The 21094-nt window shown below is 59.4% G+C and carries 16 protein-coding genes and 4 tRNA genes; 3 read left to right on the top strand and 17 right to left on the bottom strand.

The window, feature by feature from the left end; genetic code table 11:
• Positions 1 to 31 precede the first annotated feature (31 nt).
• Positions 32 to 580, top strand: a complete 549-nt coding sequence (locus ACVI9W_RS20120; RefSeq protein WP_038608713.1) for a cytochrome b — start codon at positions 32 to 34, stop codon at positions 578 to 580.
• On the opposite strand, the gene ACVI9W_RS20115 is transcribed toward ACVI9W_RS20120, so the two are convergent.
• The 5 genes from ACVI9W_RS20115 to ACVI9W_RS20095 form a co-directional block, all read right to left on the bottom strand.
• Positions 577 to 1473, bottom strand: coding sequence for a 1-aminocyclopropane-1-carboxylate deaminase/D-cysteine desulfhydrase (locus ACVI9W_RS20115; RefSeq protein WP_461530951.1), 897 nt, complete (start codon positions 1471 to 1473; stop codon positions 577 to 579). The two genes, ACVI9W_RS20120 and ACVI9W_RS20115, sit on opposite strands and share 4 nt — an antisense overlap.
• A gap of 72 nt (positions 1474 to 1545) precedes the next feature.
• The gene (locus ACVI9W_RS20110; protein WP_461530950.1) at positions 1546 to 3582 is read right to left on the bottom strand and encodes an oxidoreductase; all 2037 of its coding nucleotides are present in this window, start codon (positions 3580 to 3582) and stop codon (positions 1546 to 1548) included.
• Between the two features lie 303 nt (positions 3583 to 3885).
• The gene (locus tag ACVI9W_RS20105; RefSeq protein WP_461530949.1) at positions 3886 to 7086 is read right to left on the bottom strand and encodes an autotransporter outer membrane beta-barrel domain-containing protein; all 3201 of its coding nucleotides are present in this window, start codon (positions 7084 to 7086) and stop codon (positions 3886 to 3888) included.
• Between the two features lie 809 nt (positions 7087 to 7895).
• Complete coding sequence (locus ACVI9W_RS20100) at positions 7896 to 8546, bottom strand: response regulator (protein WP_461530948.1); 651 nt, start codon at positions 8544 to 8546, stop codon at positions 7896 to 7898.
• Positions 8543 to 9172 (bottom strand): Hpt domain-containing response regulator, encoded by a 630-nt coding sequence (locus tag ACVI9W_RS20095; RefSeq protein WP_461530947.1) that lies wholly within the window; start codon positions 9170 to 9172, stop codon positions 8543 to 8545. The genes ACVI9W_RS20100 and ACVI9W_RS20095 overlap by 4 nt, the downstream gene beginning before the upstream one ends.
• Positions 9173 to 9843: 671 nt before the next feature.
• On the opposite strand from ACVI9W_RS20095, the gene ACVI9W_RS20090 reads away from it, so the two are divergent.
• Both ACVI9W_RS20090 and ACVI9W_RS20085 read left to right on the top strand, forming a co-directional pair.
• Positions 9844 to 10965 carry a nitrilase-related carbon-nitrogen hydrolase gene (locus tag ACVI9W_RS20090; protein ID WP_461530946.1) on the top strand — a complete coding sequence of 374 codons (1122 nt, stop codon included), beginning with the start codon at positions 9844 to 9846 and terminating at the stop codon, positions 10963 to 10965.
• A 7-nt stretch (positions 10966 to 10972) separates the two neighbouring features.
• Complete coding sequence (locus ACVI9W_RS20085) at positions 10973 to 12013, top strand: AraC family transcriptional regulator (protein WP_461530945.1); 1041 nt, start codon at positions 10973 to 10975, stop codon at positions 12011 to 12013.
• Between the two features lie 215 nt (positions 12014 to 12228).
• Here the strand turns inward: ACVI9W_RS20085 and ACVI9W_RS20080 are convergent, their stop codons facing one another.
• The 12 genes from ACVI9W_RS20080 to accD form a co-directional block, all read right to left on the bottom strand.
• On the bottom strand, positions 12229 to 13107 hold the full coding sequence (locus tag ACVI9W_RS20080) for a DUF2242 domain-containing protein (protein ID WP_461530944.1): 879 nt from the start codon (positions 13105 to 13107) through the stop codon (positions 12229 to 12231).
• A gap of 157 nt (positions 13108 to 13264) precedes the next feature.
• Positions 13265 to 13341 (bottom strand) — tRNA-Asp (locus tag ACVI9W_RS20075).
• A gap of 112 nt (positions 13342 to 13453) precedes the next feature.
• A tRNA-Asp gene (locus ACVI9W_RS20070) sits at positions 13454 to 13530 on the bottom strand.
• A gap of 99 nt (positions 13531 to 13629) precedes the next feature.
• A tRNA-Asp gene (locus ACVI9W_RS20065) sits at positions 13630 to 13706 on the bottom strand.
• Positions 13707 to 13782: 76 nt separating this feature from the next.
• Positions 13783 to 13858 (bottom strand) — tRNA-Val (locus tag ACVI9W_RS20060).
• A 93-nt stretch (positions 13859 to 13951) separates the two neighbouring features.
• Positions 13952 to 14710, bottom strand: coding sequence for an SDR family oxidoreductase (locus ACVI9W_RS20055; RefSeq protein WP_274297072.1), 759 nt, complete (start codon positions 14708 to 14710; stop codon positions 13952 to 13954).
• Between the two features lie 11 nt (positions 14711 to 14721).
• A complete protein-coding gene (locus ACVI9W_RS20050) occupies positions 14722 to 15933 on the bottom strand; it encodes an O-succinylhomoserine sulfhydrylase (protein WP_461530943.1) in 1212 nt (403 codons plus the stop codon).
• A gap of 15 nt (positions 15934 to 15948) precedes the next feature.
• Positions 15949 to 17454, bottom strand: a complete 1506-nt coding sequence (purF, locus tag ACVI9W_RS20045) for an amidophosphoribosyltransferase (RefSeq protein WP_038608689.1) — start codon at positions 17452 to 17454, stop codon at positions 15949 to 15951.
• Between the two features lie 41 nt (positions 17455 to 17495).
• Positions 17496 to 18050, bottom strand: coding sequence for a CvpA family protein (locus ACVI9W_RS20040; protein WP_038608687.1), 555 nt, complete (start codon positions 18048 to 18050; stop codon positions 17496 to 17498).
• 99 nt (positions 18051 to 18149) lie between these two features.
• Positions 18150 to 18827 (bottom strand): SPOR domain-containing protein, encoded by a 678-nt coding sequence (locus ACVI9W_RS20035; RefSeq protein ID WP_461530942.1) that lies wholly within the window; start codon positions 18825 to 18827, stop codon positions 18150 to 18152.
• Positions 18811 to 20118 (bottom strand): bifunctional tetrahydrofolate synthase/dihydrofolate synthase, encoded by a 1308-nt coding sequence (gene folC / locus ACVI9W_RS20030; protein WP_461530941.1) that lies wholly within the window; start codon positions 20116 to 20118, stop codon positions 18811 to 18813. Before folC ends, ACVI9W_RS20035 begins: the two co-directional genes overlap by 17 nt.
• A complete protein-coding gene (gene accD / locus ACVI9W_RS20025; protein ID WP_038608679.1) occupies positions 20115 to 21035 on the bottom strand; it encodes an acetyl-CoA carboxylase, carboxyltransferase subunit beta in 921 nt (306 codons plus the stop codon). The genes folC and accD overlap by 4 nt, the downstream gene beginning before the upstream one ends.
• Positions 21036 to 21094 lie beyond the last annotated feature (59 nt).

Genomic DNA, 21094 nt, shown 5'->3' with positions numbered 1-21094 from the left:
GCGGATCCAGACCTGATCACGAGGAATGTCCATGACCCTGAAGACTCCCCCGGCTCGCTATGGCGGCCTGTCGATTACCTTGCACTGGTTGATGCTGGTGCTGTTGGCGGCGGTGTATGCCCTGATCGAACTGCGCGGCCTGTTCCCCAAGGACAGCGTCGAGCGCAACCTGATGAAAGATCTGCACTTCATGCTCGGCCTGACAGTGTTCGTGCTGGTCTGGCTACGCCTGGCCCTGCGCCTGAGCCGCCCGACGCCGCCCATCGTCCCTGCCCCTCCAGCCTGGCAGACCGGCCTTGCGCACCTGATGCACCTGGCCCTGTATCTGTTGATGATCGGCCTGCCGATTGCCGGCTGGCTGATTCTCAGCGCGGCCAACAAACCGATTCCGTTCTATGGCTTCGAACTGCCAGCCCTGATCGCACCGGATCCGGACATGGCCAAGTTCATCAAGGGCTGGCACGAGCGCATCGGCAGCTGGGGTTACTGGCTGATCGGCCTGCATGCCCTGGCCGGGCTCTACCATCACTATGTTCAGCGTGATAACACCCTGGTGCGCATGCTGCCGCGTAGCAACTAGGCAAAACCGCGGCGGCCCTGGAGGCCGCCGCTGTGCAGAAAGATCAAGCGTGTGCCGGGGGCAAAAACACCGGCCTCAACCTGCTCGCGCAGCGCCAGCAGCGCCTTGCCGGTGTACAGCGGCTCCAGCGGCACACCGGACTCAGCCTCGCAGGCATTGATAAACGCCAGCAACGCTTCATCGACCTTGGCAAAGCCGCCGCGACTGGCCTCGTACAGATGGTATCCACTGTCCCCGGCCAAGGCCCGGACCTGCGCGGGTACGCCATGGTCCAGCCGTACCGCCAAAGCGCCATGGACCTGATGAGCAGCGCCTTCAGCCAATACCAGCCCCGCCAACGTGGTGCCGGTTCCCGCCGCCAACCACCAAGCGTCGTAGTCCGCCCAACCCAGGCTCGCCAACTGTGCCTGGGCCTGCTCGACGATCAACGCACAGCCTTTGACGCCCAGCGGGCCGCCACCGCCTTCGGGCACGCAGTGCCAGCCCGGGTATTGCGCCTGCCAGGGTTGCCAGAAGTCCGGCTGATGCCGCGCCCGATAGCCGGCGTAACCCAACCAGTGCAATTGCATACCGAAGGCTTGCAGGTCGCGAACGGTGGCGGTGTCCTGAAAATGACCACGCAACAGGCCTGTCGTGGCGAAGCCGAAGCGCTTGCCAGCTGCGGCCAAGGCGTGCAGGTGATTGGAATGCGCACCGCCCAGGCTGATGATGCCAGGGGCTTGTGCTTGCCTGGCCAGACGCAGGTGTTCAAGCAGTTTGAACCACTTGTTGCCGCTGATCAGCGGGTCGATCAGGTCCAGGCGCAGCACCGCCAGCTCGACGCCGAACGGACGCAGCCAGCTCAGCGCCAGGCGCTGCAGGGGGGCGTTGGGAAGCGTGTCAAAACCGGTCATGTACAGATCACTGCCGCAGGGAAGCGGCAGTTTACCAGCGCGGCGGGGCAGACACCCCGCCGCGCAAAGCACTCAGAGCTCGGCAGCCAGGCGCGAGCCCTGGTTGATCGCCCGCTTGGCATCCAGCTCGGCGGCCACGTCGGCGCCACCGATCAGGTGCACCGACTGGCCTGCGGCCAGCAGACCATCCTGCAGCTCACGCAGCGGGTCCTGACCGGCACAGATCACCACGTTATCGACGGGCAATACCTGCGGCTCGCCCTCGGCGATACGAATATGCAAGCCGGCGTCGTCGATGCTCAGGTACTCGACACTGTTGAGCATCTGCACCTGCTTGTTCTTCAAGCCCGTCCGGTGAATCCAGCCAGTGGTCTTGCCCAGGCCGTCACCGACCTTGGATTTCTTGCGCTGCAGAAGGAACACCTGACGCGCCGGGGCATGCGGTTCGGGCTTGATTCCGGCCACGCCACCACGGGCCTCCAGTGCGGTATCGATACCCCACTCCTTCCAGAACGCTTCGCGGTCCAGGCTGGTGGCCTTGCCCTGGTGCACCAGGAATTCCGAGACGTCAAATCCGATACCGCCAGCACCGATCACCGCGACCTTCTGGCCCACCGGTTTGCGCTCAAGCAGTACATCCAGATAACTCAGCACCTTGCTGTGCTCGATCCCCGGAATCGCCGGCAGGCGCGGTGCGATGCCGGTAGCCAGGATGATCTCGTCATACCCGCCTGCCGCCAATTGCTCGACATCGACGCGCGTGTTCAGGCACAGCTCGACGCCGGTGGTCTGCAGTTTGCGTTTGAAGTAGCGCAGGGTTTCGTAGAACTCTTCTTTGCCCGGCACGCGCTTGGCCACGTTGAACTGACCACCGATCTCGCTGGCCGAGTCGAACAACGTCACCTGATGGCCGCGCTCAGCAGCCACCGTGGCGGCGGCAAGCCCGGCAGGACCGGCACCGACCACGGCGATCTGCTTGACCTGGGTGACCGGCAGGTAATTGAGCTCGGTTTCATGACAGGCCCGCGGGTTGACCAGGCAGCTGGTCAGCTTGCCGCCGAAGGTGTGATCCAGGCAGGCCTGGTTGCAACCGATGCAGGTATTGATCTCGTCGCCCCGGCCGGCCGCCGCCTTGTTGACGAACTCAGGGTCGGCAAGGAACGGACGCGCCATGGAGACCATGTCGGCATCGCCCTCGGCGAGGATCTGCTCGGCCACTTCCGGCGTATTGATGCGGTTGGTGGTGATCAACGGGATCTGCACCGCGCCACGCAGCTTGGCCGTGACTTTGCTGAACGCCGCCCGTGGCACCTTGGTGGCGATGGTTGGAATCCGTGCCTCATGCCAGCCGATGCCGGTGTTGATGATCGTTGCGCCGGCTTTCTCGATCGCCCGGGCCAGTTGCACGATCTCTTCCCAGTTGCTGCCGCCTTCGATCAAGTCGAGCATCGACAGACGGAAGATGATGATGAAATTCGGGCCGACGGCCTCACGCACACGGGTAACGATTTCCACCGCCAGGCGCATGCGGTTTTCGTAGCTGCCACCCCAGCAGTCGGTGCGCTGGTTAGTGTGGGCGGCGAGGAACTGATTGATGAAGTAACCTTCCGAGCCCATGATTTCGACACCGTCGTACTCGGCGCTTTGTGCCAGCAGCGAGCAGTTGACGAAGTCCTGGATCTGCTTCTCGATACCCTCTTCGTCCAGCTCATGCGGCTTGAACGGGTTGATCGGCGCCTGGATGGCGCTTGGCGCCACCGACTTGGGGCTGTAGGCATAACGACCAGCGTGCAGGATCTGCATGCAGATCTTGCCACCGGCCTCATGCACGGCCTTGGTAACGATGCGGTGTTTATCGGCTTCTTCCGGCGTGCTCAGCTTGGCGGCGCCGGAATACACCCCGCCCTCCACGTTCGGTCCGATACCGCCGGTGACCATCAGGCCGACGCCGCCACGGGCGCGCTCGGCAAAGTAGGCGGCCATGCGCTCGAAACCACCTGGTTTTTCTTCCAGGCCGGTATGCATCGAGCCCATCAGGGTGCGGTTGCGCAGGGTGGTGAACCCCAGGTCCAGCGGGGCTAGCAGGTGCGGGTAATGAGCAGCAGCCATAGTGAACTCCACAACAGGCGTAATCACGGGATGCGGGCGCCTCGCACGGATGGCGGGGCCCGTCGGTTATCTGTGACCGACATTAAAGAGCCAGCCGCGAAGGCTCAATGACCGAAAGTGACAAGTTATTGATCCTGCTGCACTCGAGATCGACCCTAAGCGCTGAACCCCTTGCTGGCGCTGTGCTGATTCATGTTTGGCTTATCACTATGAACTGATTTTTTCACTACCAATTGAAAACGCCCAATGCAATGCATTGGGCGTTTTTTACATCAAGCAGCTTTATGCTTTACCCGTCATTACTTACCACAGATAACGGTAGCCCAGTGAGACAGCATACGGTTGTTCGATGTCAGCGCCTTTTGCGTACTCGGCATCCAGGGAAACCTTGCTGTTCGCGCTCAACTGCATGACTCCGCCAAAGCCCGTCTCTGTCCGGTTGCCAGTCAGCTTGGCCTTCAGCTTGGTGTCGTTCACATACACGTTGTTGTCTGCGGCATGTTCGGTCACGTACGATGCTTTCACGTAGGGTTGAATGTGCATGCCATTGGACATAGTGATGGTACGCCCCACCAAACCGCCCACACGGCTTTGCAGCGAATCGACGTCATCAGCATTCACTCTCAGGCCATTGCTTGCGGTGTAATCGCCGCCGTCGGTTTTAGTCGCGGTGATTTCAAGTTGCGGCTCTACGAACCAACCATCCTTAAGTGCAATGTGCTTACCCACTTCGATATCACCACCGATACCGTTACCGCTATATGAGCTTTTGACCCGATCGCCCAGATTGGTAGTGATTTTGATGTCATTGTTGAAGTGGCTGTACTTCAATACGCTATCAACGTAGTAGCCACTGTCGTCAATGTACGTGGCGTACACGCCGCCCATGGTACTGTCGATTTCGCCGGAAGAACTTTCACCAAAGTCGGCAGTCGAGTGTGCGCTGCCGATCACAGCGCCGAGGTATACCTTCCCGCCATCGACCGCCAAGGCCTTGTCTGCACCGATCTCCATCCCCGTGACGTTCTGATCGTACGCACGACTCGAACCGCCATCCACATTGAACTGCTTGCCAATGGCACGCGTCCAGACGCCGCCCTCGTCTTTGCCCATACGCAGGTCACCGAGGCGTTTGACAAGCGCGTTCATTTGCGCGTTCCACATGTTAGCGGCAGAACTTTGTGAGGCGACTGCGGCGTTAGCTCCTTTGGACAGATTTTTTGGGCCGGGATGTATCGGAGCATGAGGGGCAACCGGTACGTCAGGCTTCGCAGGTACATCAGGTTTCACAGGTACATCAGGTTTCGCAGGCACGTCAGGTTTCGCAGGCACGTCAGGCTTCGCAGGTACATCAGGTTTCGCAGGCACGTCAGGCTTCCCCGGTACGGTGGCCGAGTTAACCAGGTACCAATCGCCTGCCTGCTGCGCGAGGTTGTAACGGAACACGCCCGCGTCGACATGATCGCCATACAGCGAGAACTTCCCGTCACCGCCATTGCTTTCGACGACACGAAGTTGTTGTCCCGCCGCACTTGGATCACGGCCGGAATCCGCAATTACCAAAGTATGGGCACCAGAGGTCTGGCCTTTTACCCGCAGCAGGTCACTCTGCAAAGCAGCCAGGTCGCTGTGCATCAAGAAGTTGCCGTGACCACTCAAGTCTCCATCGACTGTCAACGTCTTGAAGCCATTGCCTTGAGGGGCGCTGAATGCCACGCTGCCGTCGTTCATGGTCAACTGATGGACGGTGGAATCTCTGGTCATCGTCCACTGACTGCCGCTGGCAATGAACAAGTTGTTGACCGCTGTTGTGCTGCCCGTCCAGCGTGAGGCATTACTCAAGGAAACGTCAGTATTGGACACTTGGGGGGAGGTCACGCCCGAGCCAAACACAATGTCGCCCACGGCCGTCACTTGCTCATCCAAGGCCAGGGAAGCTTGTTTGTCAGATGCAATTTCGAGCAAGACACCGTTACCGCCTTCGACCTGTGCACCGTTGGACAGTGCGATAGATGCAGCATCACTCTGCAGGGCGCTAGAGTTTTTGCTGTAGAGCGAGCCCCCGTCGACATTCAGGCTGCCGTTGTTGACAGTTGCAGCAAACGCATCGGCGCCTTCGCTGCGCACGTTGCTGCGCAGCAGATTGCCGGTGCCGTCGACCACCTTGACACCCGCTGCCTTGGCGCCCGTGGTGGCAATATTGGTGTCCGTCGCATTCACGGTGGCCGCTTGGCCCCGAGCATAAATACCTGCGCTCCCCTCGCCAGTGGTCTTGATAGTGCTGTTCGACAACGTGATGTTGGCGCCAAGTTCGGCCACCGCGCCTGAGGCGGACGTTGTGCCATCGTTTGTGCCAGAGGTTTCAACCGATACGTTACGCGCTGTCAACGTCGAGCCTGCGCCAGTTGCGTTCAGGCCGTAGCTACCGTTGCCGGTGGTGGTGACTGTAGCGTTTTCAAGTTGGGTGCTGCCTCCCAGGCTTGACCCTGCACCCACGGCCTTGACCCCAGAGGTGGTGATCTCTGTATCTTTGAGGCTTAACTGAGTGGCTGCGCCTTTAGCGAGAGCACCAAAACTTGAATTGCCGCTGGTGTTGATCCGGGCATTGGTTGCCGTCAGGTGCGCAGCATCCTCGACCCGAAGCCCGTAGGCGTCGCCCCCCAGAGTGGTTACGTTTAGTTGGTCCGCAACAACACTCGAATCTAGCCCCCTAACTAAAATCCCATCGGAATACTCACCACGCGAGGTTATTGTCACATCAACCAAATCAGCCGAGCTGCCAGACTCCACTCTCACGCCAGTGCCACCGAACGTTCCCGAGGTGGAGATGCTCGTGCTTTTGAGGCTCAGTTGGGAACCTGTCTGAGTACCGGCACCTCCACTATAAGAACCGCTAGTGTTGATCCTGGCGTTGGTTACAGTCAGGTGAGCACCATTACGAAGTCCCAGCCCGTAGGAGTTTTCGGACAGCGTGGTTATGTTCAGACCGTCCATAACCACATTCGAATCAACTCCCTCGGCGAAGACACCGTGGGAATAGGGGTCATTAGTAGTGATGTTGACATGGTCCGCGGTGAGTCTGGCGTCGCTAACAGAAATACCATGGCTGCCGTTTTTTTTAGTGGTTATCGTTACGTCATGTAAATTAGCCGTAGCACCATAGTACAACTTCAAGCCGTCGCCCGAAGTTTCAATAGTGCTTGACGAAACGGATGCAGTAGTTCCAGCCTCATCAAGAACTATACCGGAGTCTTTTGACTTGATGGTGCTATCCACCAAATTGAAAACACCCCCACCGTAGATATAAGCTGCTGCGCCGAGTGGCGAGTCAAGTGTGAGCCTTGTGCCATTGAGGCGGCTATTACTGCCGCCAACCTCCACGTAACCATACGTTTTATCAGAAATGTTATCGGTTCTTCCGGAATCATTCAGATAGTCCGCGGCTCGCAGGTGGGCGGGGGCGATTGCGATAATGATCGCTGCGGCCAAAGATGTTTTTTCCACGGACAACCTGGGAACGCCCATACTTTGACCGTATAAACTCCTAACTGTTTTTCTTGGCGTGGTTTTCACAAAGTATACCTGAATGATTTTTCTAGCTAACACCCTCGCACTGCCAGGTGCAAAACACCGCACCCCACAGGAGGAGTGGATTTATACTGACTGCCAAATTTACGATGTTGTTGATTTGCGAATGACTGCATATCAACAATTCCGTGATGCAGGGCCCGCGCGCCAGTGAATACGTTTATGGCTGTCGCCGCCGCCACGCCGGGCAACGCCAAAGCGAGCAACAACGGCATGGCAGCCAGCAGAAAACGAAGGCGAACTTAAGCAATGTTTAATGTGATTCAAATAGGACGCTTTTCGAAATCGCATCTCTTAAATTAAAATTTGAATGCGCACGCTCTGGCATCTACTTTCAAAAATAAAAAACCTGAATCACAAGAACACCTGACACCCTGCCCCAAAACGAATGATCGCCGACAAGATTGCTTAAAAATATGAGATTTTTCTTAAATTTACGTAAAGCTGAAGGGGGCGGGAATGGAGTAATGATGCCGTGCGAGCAGTCGCCCTGCCTGGTGAGGCCGCTCTGTACCAGCAGGAGCAGAATTGCTCTGCCGGCACGGCTTTTCAAGCCAGGAAACTTACGCCAAGTCGCATTTCATGGTGACAAAAAAAGCAGGCTCGTCTGACATTTCTCCCGCTTTGACGCCCTACATTGAGGCCTCATTTCCGGGAGAGAAATGAGGTTTGCAACGCGAATGCATAGCTTTCGTTTCGGCATACAAACGTCGAGGAGCGTCCAGTCACAGCAAGCCATTTTTCATGGCGTACTCATATAATTGTTTGTCATTGGCGATCCCCAGCTTTTGTTGCGCAGATATTTTTTGGTGACTGATCGTTTTGACACTCCGGTTCAGCATGCTTGCGATTTCAGAAACGCTACGCCCTGCTACATAAAGCCTCAGTACTTCAGACTCTTTCTTCGACAGTGCCTTTTGGTCAAACTTACCCTTTGAGTTGGTTTGACCCAACCGAAACTCATGAAGTATCTTTTTGACCTCTACTCCGATGTACTTTTGCCCAGAAGCAACCAAGCGAATGGCGTTTACCACATCAGCCTGCCGGCCACTCTTCAACAAAATTCCATCCGCCCCGGCTGCAACTATTTTTTCCAGAATTGAGGCGTTCGTCATCATTGTCAGAATGATCAGCTTGACATGTGGATAGTGACGTTTGACGAAGGTGATCAACGTAAGTCCGTCACCGTGCGCCCCACTTGGCATATAGAAATCGCTGACCAACACATTCGGATTTACCCGATCCATCAACTCAACCAACTCGGTCGAATCTGCAGCCTCACCACAAACCTCGATACCTGGTTCAAGTTCAAGGGACATACGCATACCTAGCAATACAATAGGATGGTCGTCTGCCAGAATCACTTTTAGGTTCATGATGTTACCTCAAGAATAGGACTCAAATACTGCGCCAGGTTCTTTAACTGCTCATCTATCTGGCGACCCACCTGCGCATGCGCTTCAATGTCTGAGCACATGTACGCAGCGTCCATATCTCCAATAGTAGCGAACGAGCCTTTCAAGCGATGTGCATGCTCTATGACTCCTATTGTATTTCCATCCGCAAACGAGGACGTCATTGCTGACCAATCCTCTTTTGCGGTCAAAATAAACAAGTCACGCATAGCCGACTGTAATCGATTCAAGGTCAACAAGATGCTTGGTGCGGACTTGCTCTGCGAAGCAGGTTTAACAAGGTATGCCCCCATACCAGCCGCTAGACATCGTTCTCCCGCTTCTGCAAGAGCGCTAGCGCCCCCCTCGCCAGGTGTTTTGGCACGAACGTTCCGAAGTTGACCGGCCAAATGACATCCATCTAAATGTGGCATATTCACGTCGCTCAACATAACATCAAATGTCAGTCCGCGCTGCCATAGTTGCAGTATTTCCCTTCCATTCGATGCCATGGTTAACCGACAGCCTAACCGCTCCAGTTGCTCGGTTAGTACATTCTGATTGACGGGGTGATCTTCTACGGCAAACGTGAAACTTATTTTACACACCGGGCGCGCGGTCGATACCCGTGAGATCTGAAGGACTTTCTCCTGGCGCTACGCCGCTGGTGAACTAAAGAGCTTGCCCCTTGCTGACAGATGCTACTTAAGGGTAGCTGCTCCCTCCCCAGCAAAACATAGGAATATTCTTAATTAATCAGAAATACAGACAGTTCAATTGCTTAATTTCATCAACCAAATTACCTAATTTTATCAACCCGATTACAGGCATGCTTAATCAGCCCGAGCGGCCGTAGGTCGACTTTGGCGAAAGCACTCTATTTAATTTTTACGACCAAACCACACATACTCACCTTCTTTCATTAAGCAAGTATGTGATCTGTTCGGCCCCACCAAGACATTGGGAACATTCAGCTTTGCAAAGCGCTTGCTGTGCGGCTCAACCCCCAGGGTCTACTGACAATCGATATTCATTAATCGATCAACAGAGCTTGTGCCGTTCAATTCCCCCTCTCACCACTGCCCCCTGCCGTTAGCCTGATGAGATTAACTTCCCACCTGCGTCAGTTATTCAGAACATTGACAATCCAGGACGACGATGATAAACACCCGCAAAATATAGTTTCTAACGAAATAAATTCCCGGTATTTCAGGAAAAAGCTGCCCCAACGCATTGATTTACTGTACTTCTAGTTCAGATTTCGAAGAAAATTAAAGTCATGCGAAAATTTCTGTTGAGCGCCCTGGCGCTGGTTGTCATTGCTGCGCTGTGCGGCTACGGGTTCTGGACCGGGCAACGACCGACCGGGCATTACCTGTCGGACCTGCGCATCGAGCTGGCCCTGAGCGAAGGCGTTCCCGCCGACCATGGCAACCTGCTGGGGGTCGAGCCGCAGCTATATCCCAGTGACTACCAGAACCTGCAACGCCTGCACCGCAAGCTGGCCGCCTATCTGCAGCAGGCGCGCAGCCAGGGCCTGATCAATGCCCGGACCATCGTCATCCTGCCTGAGCATATCGGCACCTGGCTCTGGGCCCGGGGCGAAAAGAACGAGCTGTACCAGGTCACCCAGCGCCGCGAAGCCTGGCAATGGCTGGAGCTGAGCAACCCGATCAGCTACGGTCTGGCCATGCTCGGCGCCGAAGGTGATGACCGTCGCACCGATGCCCACCTGCGCATGAAGGCGCAGCAAATGGCCAGCGACTACCAGCAACTCTTCGGCGGCCTGGCCAGGGAATTCGGCGTGACCCTGGTGGCGGGCTCGATTGTCCTGCCCTCCCCCTATGTCGAGCGTGGCACCCTGAAAGTCGGCTCCGGCGCCCTGTACAACAGCAGCCTGGTGTTTGCCGGCGACGGCTCGGTGCTCGGCCAGCCCCAACGCCAGCAACACCCGGACAGTGAAGTACGCCGCTACATCGACAGCGGCATCGACCAGCCGCCGCAAGTCCTGCAGACCCCGGCCGGACGCCTGGGCGTGCTGATCGGCAGCGACAGCTGGTACCCGAGCAATCAGCAACAACTGGCTAATCAGTCGGCGCAGTTCATCGCCAATCCGGCGTTTCTAGGTGGTAAAGACAGCTGGAATGCACCCTGGCGCGGCAACCGCCATCAACCGCTGGCGGCTTCACTGCCGTTCAAGCCCGGCGAAGTCAGTGAAGCCCAGGCTTGGCAACAACTGACCCTGAAGGCCAATCCCGGCGACATGAGCAGCATGAGCGTGTTCCTGCGCGGGCGTTTCTGGGATGTGATCGCCGATGGCCAGGGCTTTGCCAACCGCGCCGGCCTCAATCTGAACGGCAACCGCACTTCAGGTGCGCGTCTGCTGAACCTGTGGCTGTAGGTCAGCCATGAACCGCCCACGGATGCGCCTGGGTGATCTCTCAGTCGGCTTTATCCAGCCCCTGAGTGAAATCCTGCAGCAACGCGGGATCGAGCCTACAGCGCTGCTGGAACGCTACGGCCTGGACACTGCACGCCTGACCGAAGCGGGTGCGCGCTTGTCCATCCCGCGCTACATGCACCTGGGCCATGCGGCCATCGAACTGACCGAAGATCCGGCCCTGGGCTTGCACATGGGTTGCATCAGCCGCCTCAGCCAGGCAGGTCTGGCCGGCGTCACTGCGGCCCAGGCGCCCACTGTCGGCGAAGCAGCGCGCACCTTGCTGCGCTTCGAGCCGTTGTACGCCGCCAACTACCGTGGCCATTCGAGCTTCCACGCCGACAGCGGCGGTGCCTGGCTGCGCTTCTACTCGATCAGCCCCTATAACGCCTACAACCGCTTTGTGGTCGATTCGCTGCTGTCCGGCTGGCTCGCGCAGCTGTCGAGCCTGGCCGGCGTGAAGCTGGTGGCAGAGCGGATGGAGATCGAGTTCGAGGCACCCGCCTATGCCGCCCACTACCAGACGCTGTGCAGCACCCCGGTGCAGTTTGGCGCGCAGACCAACCAGTTACGCCTGAGCCAGGCAAGCCTTGCCCTGCGCAATCCGGCGCACTGCCCCAGCACCTGGCAGCATCTGTTGAAGTTATGTGAGGCGGAACTTGAGCAACTCACGCGAATCCGCAGCCTGGGCGAACGCATCGCCCATTTGCTCGGACCGCTGCTCAATGGCGGCCGGGAACCGGATCTGGAGGAAGTGGCGCGGCACCTGCAACTGCCGACCTGGACCTTGCGGCGCAAGCTGGCCGAGGAAGGCACGCAGTTTCGCGCCATCCTCAACGATACCCGCCGCGACCTGGCCATGGCCTATATCCGTGATACGGAACTGGCCTTTGGCGAGATCGCCTATCTGCTCGGGTTTGCTTCGGCCGAGGCCTTTCAGCGCGCGTTCAAGCGCTGGAACAGCATGACCCCGGGCGAGTTTCGCCGCAGCCAGCGGCGTACCGGCTGAAGCTACAGCTCGGTGGCGTCTTCGGCAGGCTCGGGTGGATCGAGCTCAAAGGCGCGGTATTCGAGTAGTTCTTCTTGATAATCGTCCATCGTCTGCTCCGTCGTTTCTCATTCATTTCATTGATTCGTCATCGAGCCTAAAGTGCCGCGATGAAAGAAAAATGACAATGACGCTTATCAAAACAACGTAGCAGCAGTTGGAAAAATTATCCGCCCTTACTGCGGCGCCTGCTCAGGGCTGCTGACAGGTGCTGCCGGCGCCACGCTCGATACCGGTTCAGCGGCTGCTGGCGCAGGCTGCTCGGCATTGATCGGCTCCGCCTCGACCGGTGGCGGCACCGGCTTGGAACCCTTGCTGTCGTCGACCACAGGCGCCGATGCGGCTTCGACAACCGGTACCTGCTGGGCTGGCGCCGGAGCCGGCTCAATCGCCGCAGGTGCTGGCGCAGGCGCAGTTGCTTCGGCCGGAGCCAGGGCCGCAGGTGCTGGCACCGGAGTACTTTCGGGAATCCCCAACGCTGGCGCAGACGTCGCTTCCGGCTTTTTCAGCGATGCCTTTTTCTTTTGCTCCTTGGGCAGGAAGCTTTCGACCAGGGCGAAGTAACGCTCGTAGAACTTGGCCGAGGTCACGGTCTCGCTGGCCACCTTGACCATCGAATCGTCGGTGGAGCCAATCGGCATCGACAGCGACCCCAGCACGCCCACACCGACGCTGGCCGAGGTATTGGATTTTTTCAGCGCGTAACGGTCCTGCAAGGCGTTGGCAAACATGGTCGAGCGCTGCTCGTCGCCGCTGTCGCGGGCACAGACCACGTTGAAGCTGATCTGCAGGTGCGAATCGCCGGTCTGCTGAAAGCTCTTGTTGCCATTGACCTGCCCGGCATCGCTGCTGGTGATGATGTAACCCTGGCTGAGCAAAGCACGCCGGGCCGCTTCACAGGTACTGGCTTCGCTGACCGGGAAGCTGCGTGAATAGGTACCCGAGTCGTCGAAATTCTCGTGTTCGTAGATGGCAGCTTTCTTCGAAGAACAGCCGGAAACACCCGCCAGCACCAGGGCCAGCCCGAGCGCACTGAAGACGGTTGACTTTGACATTGCAAATCCTGAGTAAAACGATCGGTGCCTATTGTGCAACACATCGGCGGATCACTGAAACCGTAGCCGGGAAATCACCACAGAAAATTCATCGCCGGAAGCAAATGACAGGCACAAAAAAAGCGACCCTTGGGTCGCTTTCTTTGTGACTTCAATATGGCGCAGCGGACGGGACTCGAACCCGCGACCCCCGGCGTGACAGGCCGGTATTCTAACCGACTGAACTACCGCTGCGTGTCGTGCAGACCTGGATTGCGCAATAGCCGCTGATCTCAGGCACAAAAAAAGCGAACCTTAGGTCGCTCTCTTTGTAGCTTCGAGGAGTTCAAGGGCCTCAAAGCGAATATGGCGCAGCGGACGGGACTCGAACCCGCGACCCCCGGCGTGACAGGCCGGTATTCTAACCGACTGAACTACCGCTGCGTATCACACAAGCTTTCGCCTGTTTGAAACTGGGATCTGGCCTGAAGGCTTCGGTGCCTTCCGACCTCAAACCGGTCGTTAAACCGATCTGGAGAAAAGTGGCGCAGCGGACGGGACTCGAACCCGCGACCCCCGGCGTGACAGGCCGGTATTCTAACCGACTGAACTACCGCTGCGCATATGGACTTGCGTCCGGTTCCTCTCTGGTAACACCTTCTTGCGAAAGTGTCGGGTCAGGAACATCTCAGGAAGTGGTGGGTGATGACGGGATCGAACCGCCGACCCTCTGCTTGTAAGGCAGATGCTCTCCCGGCTGAGCTAATCACCCGTGTGCTTCGCTGAGGTGGCGAAATTTACGCAGGTATCGAACCTAAGTCAATACCCCCATTGAAGTTTTTTTCAAAAAGGGCAAAAAGCAGTGTTACGTGTAGATCATCTTCTTGGTCATGCCACCGTCGACCACGAACTCCTGGCCAGTGACGAAGCCGGCATTGCGCGACAGCAGCCAGGCAACCATGGCGGCCACGTCTTCTACCGTCCCTACCCTGCCCGCCGGATGCTGGGCATGATCGGTTTCGCTCAGCGGCTCGGCGCGGCGCTGGGACGGGTCCCGTGCGTCGATCCAGCCAGGACTCACGGCATTGACGCGGATCTCCGGCCCCAGGCTCACGGCCAGCGCATGGGTGAGCGCCAACAGGCCGCCCTTGCTGGCCGCATAGGCCTCTGTATCGGGTTCGGATTGAGCGGCGCGGGTCGACGCCAGGTTGACGATGGCCCCGCCGTGAGCGCGCAGATAAGGCGCACAGTGCTTGGCCAGCAGCATCGGCCCACCCAGGTTGACCGCCAGCACGCGATTCCAGTAAGCCAGGCTGAGGGTTTCCAGGGTGGTGTTGTGCGGATCGGCAATAGCCGCATTGCACACCAGCGCGTCGAGACGACCAAACTGGCCAAGCACCTCGGCCACCCCGGTCTTGACCTGGGCTTCATCGGCAACATCCATGCCGATGAACCAGGCATTGTCTCCCAGCACCTTGGCCGCCTTGGCGCCGCGCACCCGATCCAGGTCAGTGAGCACCACCTGCCAGCCCTCGGCGATCAGCCAGGCAGCAATGCCCAGGCCGATCCCCCGTGCCGCACCGGTCACCAGCGCGACGCGGCCGTTATGGCTGCTGTCGCTCACCGACCAGTCGATCACAGCGCCGCCAGACCGCGAGCCAGGTCGGCCTTGAGGTCAGTCACATCTTCCAGGCCCACGGCCACCCGGATCAGGCTGTCGCGAATGCCTGCGGCTTCACGTTCCTGCGGCGACAGACGGCCGTGGGACGTGGTGCCCGGATGGGTGATGGTGGTCTTGCTGTCGCCCAGGTTGGCGGTGATCGAGATCAGCCGCGTGGCATCGATGAAGCGCCAGGCACCCTCTTTGCCACCCTTGACCTCAAAACTCACCACGGCACCGAAGCCGCTCATCTGCTGCTTGGCCAGCTTGTGCTGCGGATGGCTCTGCAGCCCGGCGTAGTGGACCTTTTCAATGCCGTCCTGCTGCTCCAGCCACTCGGCCAGGGCTTGCGCGTTGGCACAGTGGGCACGCATACGCAGGTTGAGGGTTTCCAGGCCCTTGAGGAAGATCCAGGCGTTGAACGGGCTCAGCGACGGCCCCGCGGTGCGCAGAAAGCCCACCACTTCTTTCATCTGCTCGCTGCGTCCGGCAACCACACCGCCCATGCAACGACCCTGGCCGTCGATGAACTTGGTCGCCGAATGCACGACGATGTCAGCGCCCAGCTTCAGCGGCTGCTGCAAGGCTGGCGTACTGAAACAGTTGTCGACCACCAGTTGCGCGCCCTTGGCGTGAGCGATCTCGGCCAGTGCGGCGATATCCACCAGCTCGGCCAGCGGGTTGGACGGCGACTCGACGAACAGCAGCTTGGTGTTGGCCTTGATTGCCGCGTCCCAGCCAGCAAGATCCACCAGCGGTACGTAGTCGACCTGCACACCGAAACGCTTGAAGTACTTTTCAAACAGGCTGATGGTCGAACCGAATACGCTCTGGGAGACCAGCACGTGGTCACCAGCGCTGCACAGGGCCATTACCGTAGAGAGGATCGCCGACATACCGGTGGAAGTGGCCACCGCCTGCTCGGCACCTTCCAGGGCGGCAATGCGCTCCTCGAACGCGCGTACGGTCGGGTTGGTGTAGCGTGAATAGACGTTGCCTGGAACCTCGCCGGCGAACCGTGCAGCGGCGTCGGCCGCTGTCCGGAACACGTAGCTGGAGGTGAAGAACAGCGGATCGCTGTGCTCACCTTCCGGCGTGCGATGCTGGCCGGCGCGTACCGCCAGCGTATCGAAAGCGACCCCTTCGAGGTCGCTGTCCAGGCGCCCGGCATCCCATTCCTGTGTCATGCCGCTGCTCCTAACTCAGTTGTTGTAGAGGTCGATGATCGCGCTGACCGCCTGGTTCTTGACCTTGGAGGCGTCGTTGCGCGCCTGCTCGATCTTGTCCAGGTAGGCCTCGTCGATGTCGCCGGTAACGTACTTGCCGTCGAACACCGCGCAGTCGAAATGCTCGATCTTGATCTTGCCACCGCCAACCGCTTCGATCAGGTCCGGCAGGTCCTGGTAGACCAGCCAGTCGGCGCCGATCAGCTCGGCGACATCTTCGGTGCTGCGGTTGTGGGCGATCAGTTCATGAGCGCTCGGCATATCGATGCCGTAGACGTTAGGGTAACGCACAGCCGGCGCTGCCGAGCAGAAGTAGACGTTCTTCGCCCCGGCTTCGCGGGCCATCTGGATGATCTGCTTGCAGGTGGTGCCACGCACGATGGAGTCATCCACCAGCATCACGTTCTTGCCACGGAATTCCAGCTCGATGGCGTTGAGCTTCTGGCGCACCGACTTCTTGCGTGCGGCCTGGCCGGGCATGATGAAGGTACGGCCGATGTAGCGGTTCTTGACGAAGCCTTCACGGAACTTGACGCCCAGGTGGTTGGCCAGCTCCAGCGCGGCGGTACGGCTGGTGTCAGGAATCGGGATGACCACGTCGATATCGTGATCCGGACGCTCGCGCAGGATCTTCTCGGCCAGCTTCTCGCCCATGCGCAGACGCGCCTTGTAGACCGAGACACCGTCGATGATCGAGTCAGGACGCGCCAGGTAGACGTGTTCGAAGATGCACGGCGACAGCTGCGGGTTGGTCGCGCACTGACGGGTGTGCAGCTTGCCTTCTTCGGTGATGTACACCGCTTCGCCCGGCGCAAGGTCGCGGATCAGGGTGAAGCCGAGGACGTCGAGGGAAACGCTTTCGGAGGCGATCATGTACTCCACGCCTTCGTCGGTATGACGCTGGCCGAAGACGATCGGACGAATGCCGTTAGGGTCACGGAAGCCAACGATGCCGTAGCCGGTGATCATCGCCACTACCGCATAACCACCTACACAGCGGTTGTGCACGTCAGTGACCGCAGCGAACACGTCTTCTTCGGTCGGCTGCAGCTTGCCGCGCACCGCCAGCTCGTGGGCGAAGACGTTGAGCAGGACTTCAGAGTCGGAACTGGTGTTGACGTGGCGCAGGTCGGACTCGTAGATCTCCTTGGCCAACTGTTCAACGTTGGTCAGGTTGCCGTTGTGCGCCAGGGTGATGCCGTATGGCGAGTTGACGTAGAACGGCTGAGCCTCGGCCGAGGTCGAGCTGCCCGCAGTCGGGTAACGCACATGGCCGATACCCATGTGTCCGACCAGGCGCTGCATATGGCGCTGCTGGAACACATCACGGACCAGACCGTTGTCCTTGCGCAGGAATAACCGGCCATCATGGCTGGTCACAATACCGGCAGCGTCCTGGCCGCGGTGCTGGAGGACGGTTAGCGCGTCATACAGCGCCTGATTGACGTTCGACTTACCGACGATACCGACGATGCCACACATGCGACGCAACCCCTACTTAATGAAACTGGACTGAGCAGCTCTCAAGGCGTTTTGGGCCCCAGAAGCTGATCCTTGAACGGGAGATCAGCCGGTGCGCTGATCCCGCTGGCTAGCCACTGGCTGGTGAACCCCAGAATGAGGTTTTTCGACCAGTCAGCCACCAATAGAAATTGTGGTATCAGGCGAGATTCCTGCCACCACTGATCCTGTTGTACCGGCCCCAGGCTCAACAGCCCGACAGCCACCACCACCAGCAAGGCTCCACGGGCGGCACCGAAGGCCATACCCAGGAAGCGGTCGGTCCCGGAAAGCCCGGTGACGCGAATCAGCTCGCCAATGAGAAAATTGATCATGGCCCCCACCAGCAGGGTGGCGACGAAAAGAATGGCACATCCGGCGATGACCCGGGCCGAAGGCGTCTGGATGTAAGACTCCAGGTACTGCGACAGCGAGCCACCGAACATCCAGGCCACAGCGCCGGCAATGATCCAGGTAAGCAGCGACAAGGCTTCTTTGACAAAGCCGCGCTTGAGACTGATCAGCGAAGAAATGGCGATGATCGCGAAAATCGCCCAGTCGACCCAGGTAAATGCCACAGTGTTGCCTGCAAACGGATAAGGCGGCGCATTTTACCAGAGCAGCGGGCTGTCGGTAAGCAGTGATTTACCGCCCGGCGCTGGCCGGGCGACGATCAATCAGCTGCGCTCAGGCTGGAAGCGTACGACGATACCGTTGAGCTTCTGCTGGCGGCTGATCACATCACGCAGGCGTTCGGCCTCGGCGCGCTCGATCAACGGCCCGACATACACCCGATTCATGCCGCCGGCCGAGCGGATATAGGCGTTGTAGCCCTGGCTGCGCAGGGTTTTCTGCAGGTTCTCGGCACCAGCCCGATTGGACAGGCTGGCCAATTGCACCGACCAGCTGACCGGCAGGCCATTGGCGTCGATCTTGCCTGCCGCTGGCTTGGTCGCGCTGGCGACAGCAGGAGCTGGCTGGGTTTGCGGCTTGGCCGCTGGCGGCGGCGTTGCAGGCTTGGCTGCAACGGTGGGTGCCGGCGCTGGAGCCGGAACAGGTACTGGCACCGCAACAGGCGCGGGAGCGATCGGCGCACTTGGCGCCTGGACTGGCGCAGTGGACTCGTCAACCACCACCGGGTTTTCTTCTGGCAAAACCTGGGGTTCAGGCACCGGCACAGGTTCGACCTGCACCTGCGCCATGCTCGGCGCGGCGGGGGCTTCAGGCGCCTCGACGCGTACTTGACGCATCTCGTCTTCCCGGGAAAACAGCATCGGCAGGAAGATCACTGCCAGTGCCACCAGCACCAGCGCACCTACCATCCGTTGTTTGACCACTTTATCCAGCAATGCCATTTGCCCCATCCTCCGTGGCCTGCCGATCCAGCCACTGCAAGGCTTCGCCGACACAGAAAAACGATCCGAACAGCAGGATTTCATCATCCGCCGTTGCCAGCGCGCACTGCCCGTCAAGGGCTGCTGCCACGCTGGAATAAGACTTCACATCAGCACCGAGGCTCGCCAGCGCCGCTTCAAGCTCGCTTGCAGGACGGCTGCGCGCAGTATCCAGGGGCGCAACCGCCCAATCCTGAACCGCACCCAGCAAGGGCTGCACCACCCCGGCCAGATCCTTGTCGGCCAACAGACCGAACACCGCCAGGCGCTTGCCCGCTACCGGCCGTGCCGCCAGGCGCTGGGCCAGGTACTCGGCAGCGTGCGGGTTATGGCCGACATCCATGAGGATAGTCAACGCCTTGCCCTGCCAGCGAAACGCCCGACGATCCAGGCGACCGACCATCCGCGTGGACTGCAGGACCGTGGCAATCTGCCCGGCATCCCAAGGCAGATCCATAAGCAAATAAGCCTGCAGCGCCAGTGCGGCGTTTTCCATTGGCAGATCGAGCAGCGGCAGGTTGTGCAGTTCGACCTGCTGGCCGCGGCTATCCACGCCCCGCCACTGCCAGTACTGATCAGTGCTGGCCAGGTCGAAATCACGACCGCGCAGGAAGAACGGGCAACCCAGCTCACAGGCCTTGTCCAGCAGCGGTTGCGGCGGATTCAGGTCGCCGCACAGCGCAGGCCTGCCCTGGCGGAAAATACCGGCCTTTTCGAAGGCCACCGACTCACGGGTATCGCCCAGGTAATCGGCATGATCAACACCGATGCTGGTGACCAGCGCCATATCGGCATCGACGATATTGACCGTATCCAGACGCCCGCCAAGCCCAACCTCAAGCACCACGGCATCCAGCGCCGACTGTTTGAACAGCCAGAACGCTGCCAGGGTACCGGCTTCGAAATAGGTCAGGGAAGTTTCACCGCGAGCGGCTTCAACGGCGGCAAACGCCTCGCACAGTTGCTGATCGGCGGCTTCTTTGCCGTCAATCTGCACACGCTCGTTGTAACGCAGCAGGTGCGGCGAACTGTAGACCCCGACCTTGAGCCCCTGGGCACGCAACAGGGCGGCCACGAAGGCACAGGTCGAGCCCTTGCCATTGGTGCCGGTCACGGTAATCACCCGTGGCGCCGGCTTGTCCAGCCCGAGCCTGGCCGCAACCTGTTGCGAACGCGCCAGGCCCATGTCGATGGCCGAGGGATGCAACTGCTCGAGATAGGCGAGCCAGTCGCCAAGGGTACGTTGGGTCATACGGTGGCAGGCGCCGGCGGTACGACGATCGGCTCAACTACCGGCTCGACGAACTTCGGCGTCGGCAGGCCCATCATCTGTGCCAGCAGGTTGCCCAGGCGATGACGCAGTTCCTGACGCGGAATGATCATGTCGATGGCACCGTGCTCCAGGAGGAACTCGCTGCGCTGGAAGCCTTCTGGCAGCTTCTCACGCACGGTTTGCTCGATCACCCGAGGACCTGCGAAGCCGATCAGGGCCTTTGGTTCACCGACGATCACGTCGCCGAGCATTGCCAGACTCGCGGAGACACCGCCGTAGACCGGGTCGGTCAGCACCGAGATGAACGGAATGCCTTCTTCGCGCAGACGCGCCAGTACCGCCGAGGTCTTGGCCATCTGCATCAGCGAAATCAGCGCTTCCTGCATGCGGGCACCGCCGGAGGCGGAGAAGCAGACCATCGGGCAGCGGTTTTCCAGGGCGTAGTTGGCGGCGCGAACGAAGCGCTCACCGACGATGGCGCCCATCGAGCCGCCCATGAACGAGAATTCGAAGGCGCTGACCACGACCGGCATGCCCAGCAGGGTGCCGCTCATGGAAATCAGGGCGTCTTTTTCGCCGGTCTGCTTCTGGGCAGCGGTCAGGCGGTCCTTGTACTTCTTGCCATCACGGAACTTCAGACGGTCGACCGGTTCCAGGTCGGCCCCCAGCTCGGCGCGGCCTTCGGCATCCAGGAAGATGTCAATGCGCGCACGTGCGCCAATGCGCATGTGGTGGTTGCACTTGGGGCAGACATCCAGGGTTTTTTCCAGCTCCGGACGATACAGCACGGCTTCGCAGGACGGGCATTTGTGCCACAGCCCTTCGGGCACCGAACTCTTCTTCACCTCGGAACGCATGATCGAAGGGATCAGTTTGTCTACTAACCAGTTGCTCATGCTTTCTTTCTCCAGTAACGACGACCAGCAGGCTTTGGCTGCCAGGTTCGCGCGTATGC

Source organism: Pseudomonas sp. 210_17 TE3656 (assembly GCF_054821965.1).
This window is presented reverse-complemented; position numbering and strand designations above follow the sequence as displayed.

Bases quoted from the DNA above. Each gene is read 5' to 3' on its own strand.
- ACVI9W_RS20120 (WP_038608713.1), top strand. From the start codon at position 32: ATGACCCTGAAGACTCCCCCGGCTCGCTATGGCGGCCTGTCGATTACC.
- ACVI9W_RS20115 (WP_461530951.1), bottom strand. From the start codon at position 1,473: ATGACCGGTTTTGACACGCTTCCCAACGCCCCCCTGCAGCGCCTGGCG.
- ACVI9W_RS20110 (WP_461530950.1), bottom strand. From the start codon at position 3,582: ATGGCTGCTGCTCATTACCCGCACCTGCTAGCCCCGCTGGACCTGGGG.
- ACVI9W_RS20100 (WP_461530948.1), bottom strand. From the start codon at position 8,546: ATGAACCTAAAAGTGATTCTGGCAGACGACCATCCTATTGTATTGCTA.
- ACVI9W_RS20090 (WP_461530946.1), top strand. From the start codon at position 9,844: ATGCGAAAATTTCTGTTGAGCGCCCTGGCGCTGGTTGTCATTGCTGCG.
- ACVI9W_RS20085 (WP_461530945.1), top strand. From the start codon at position 10,973: ATGAACCGCCCACGGATGCGCCTGGGTGATCTCTCAGTCGGCTTTATC.
- ACVI9W_RS20080 (WP_461530944.1), bottom strand. From the start codon at position 13,107: ATGTCAAAGTCAACCGTCTTCAGTGCGCTCGGGCTGGCCCTGGTGCTG.
- ACVI9W_RS20050 (WP_461530943.1), bottom strand. From the start codon at position 15,933: ATGACACAGGAATGGGATGCCGGGCGCCTGGACAGCGACCTCGAAGGG.
- purF (WP_038608689.1), bottom strand. From the start codon at position 17,454: ATGTGTGGCATCGTCGGTATCGTCGGTAAGTCGAACGTCAATCAGGCG.
- ACVI9W_RS20035 (WP_461530942.1), bottom strand. From the start codon at position 18,827: ATGGCATTGCTGGATAAAGTGGTCAAACAACGGATGGTAGGTGCGCTG.
- folC (WP_461530941.1), bottom strand. From the start codon at position 20,118: ATGACCCAACGTACCCTTGGCGACTGGCTCGCCTATCTCGAGCAGTTG.
- accD (WP_038608679.1), bottom strand. From the start codon at position 21,035: ATGAGCAACTGGTTAGTAGACAAACTGATCCCTTCGATCATGCGTTCC.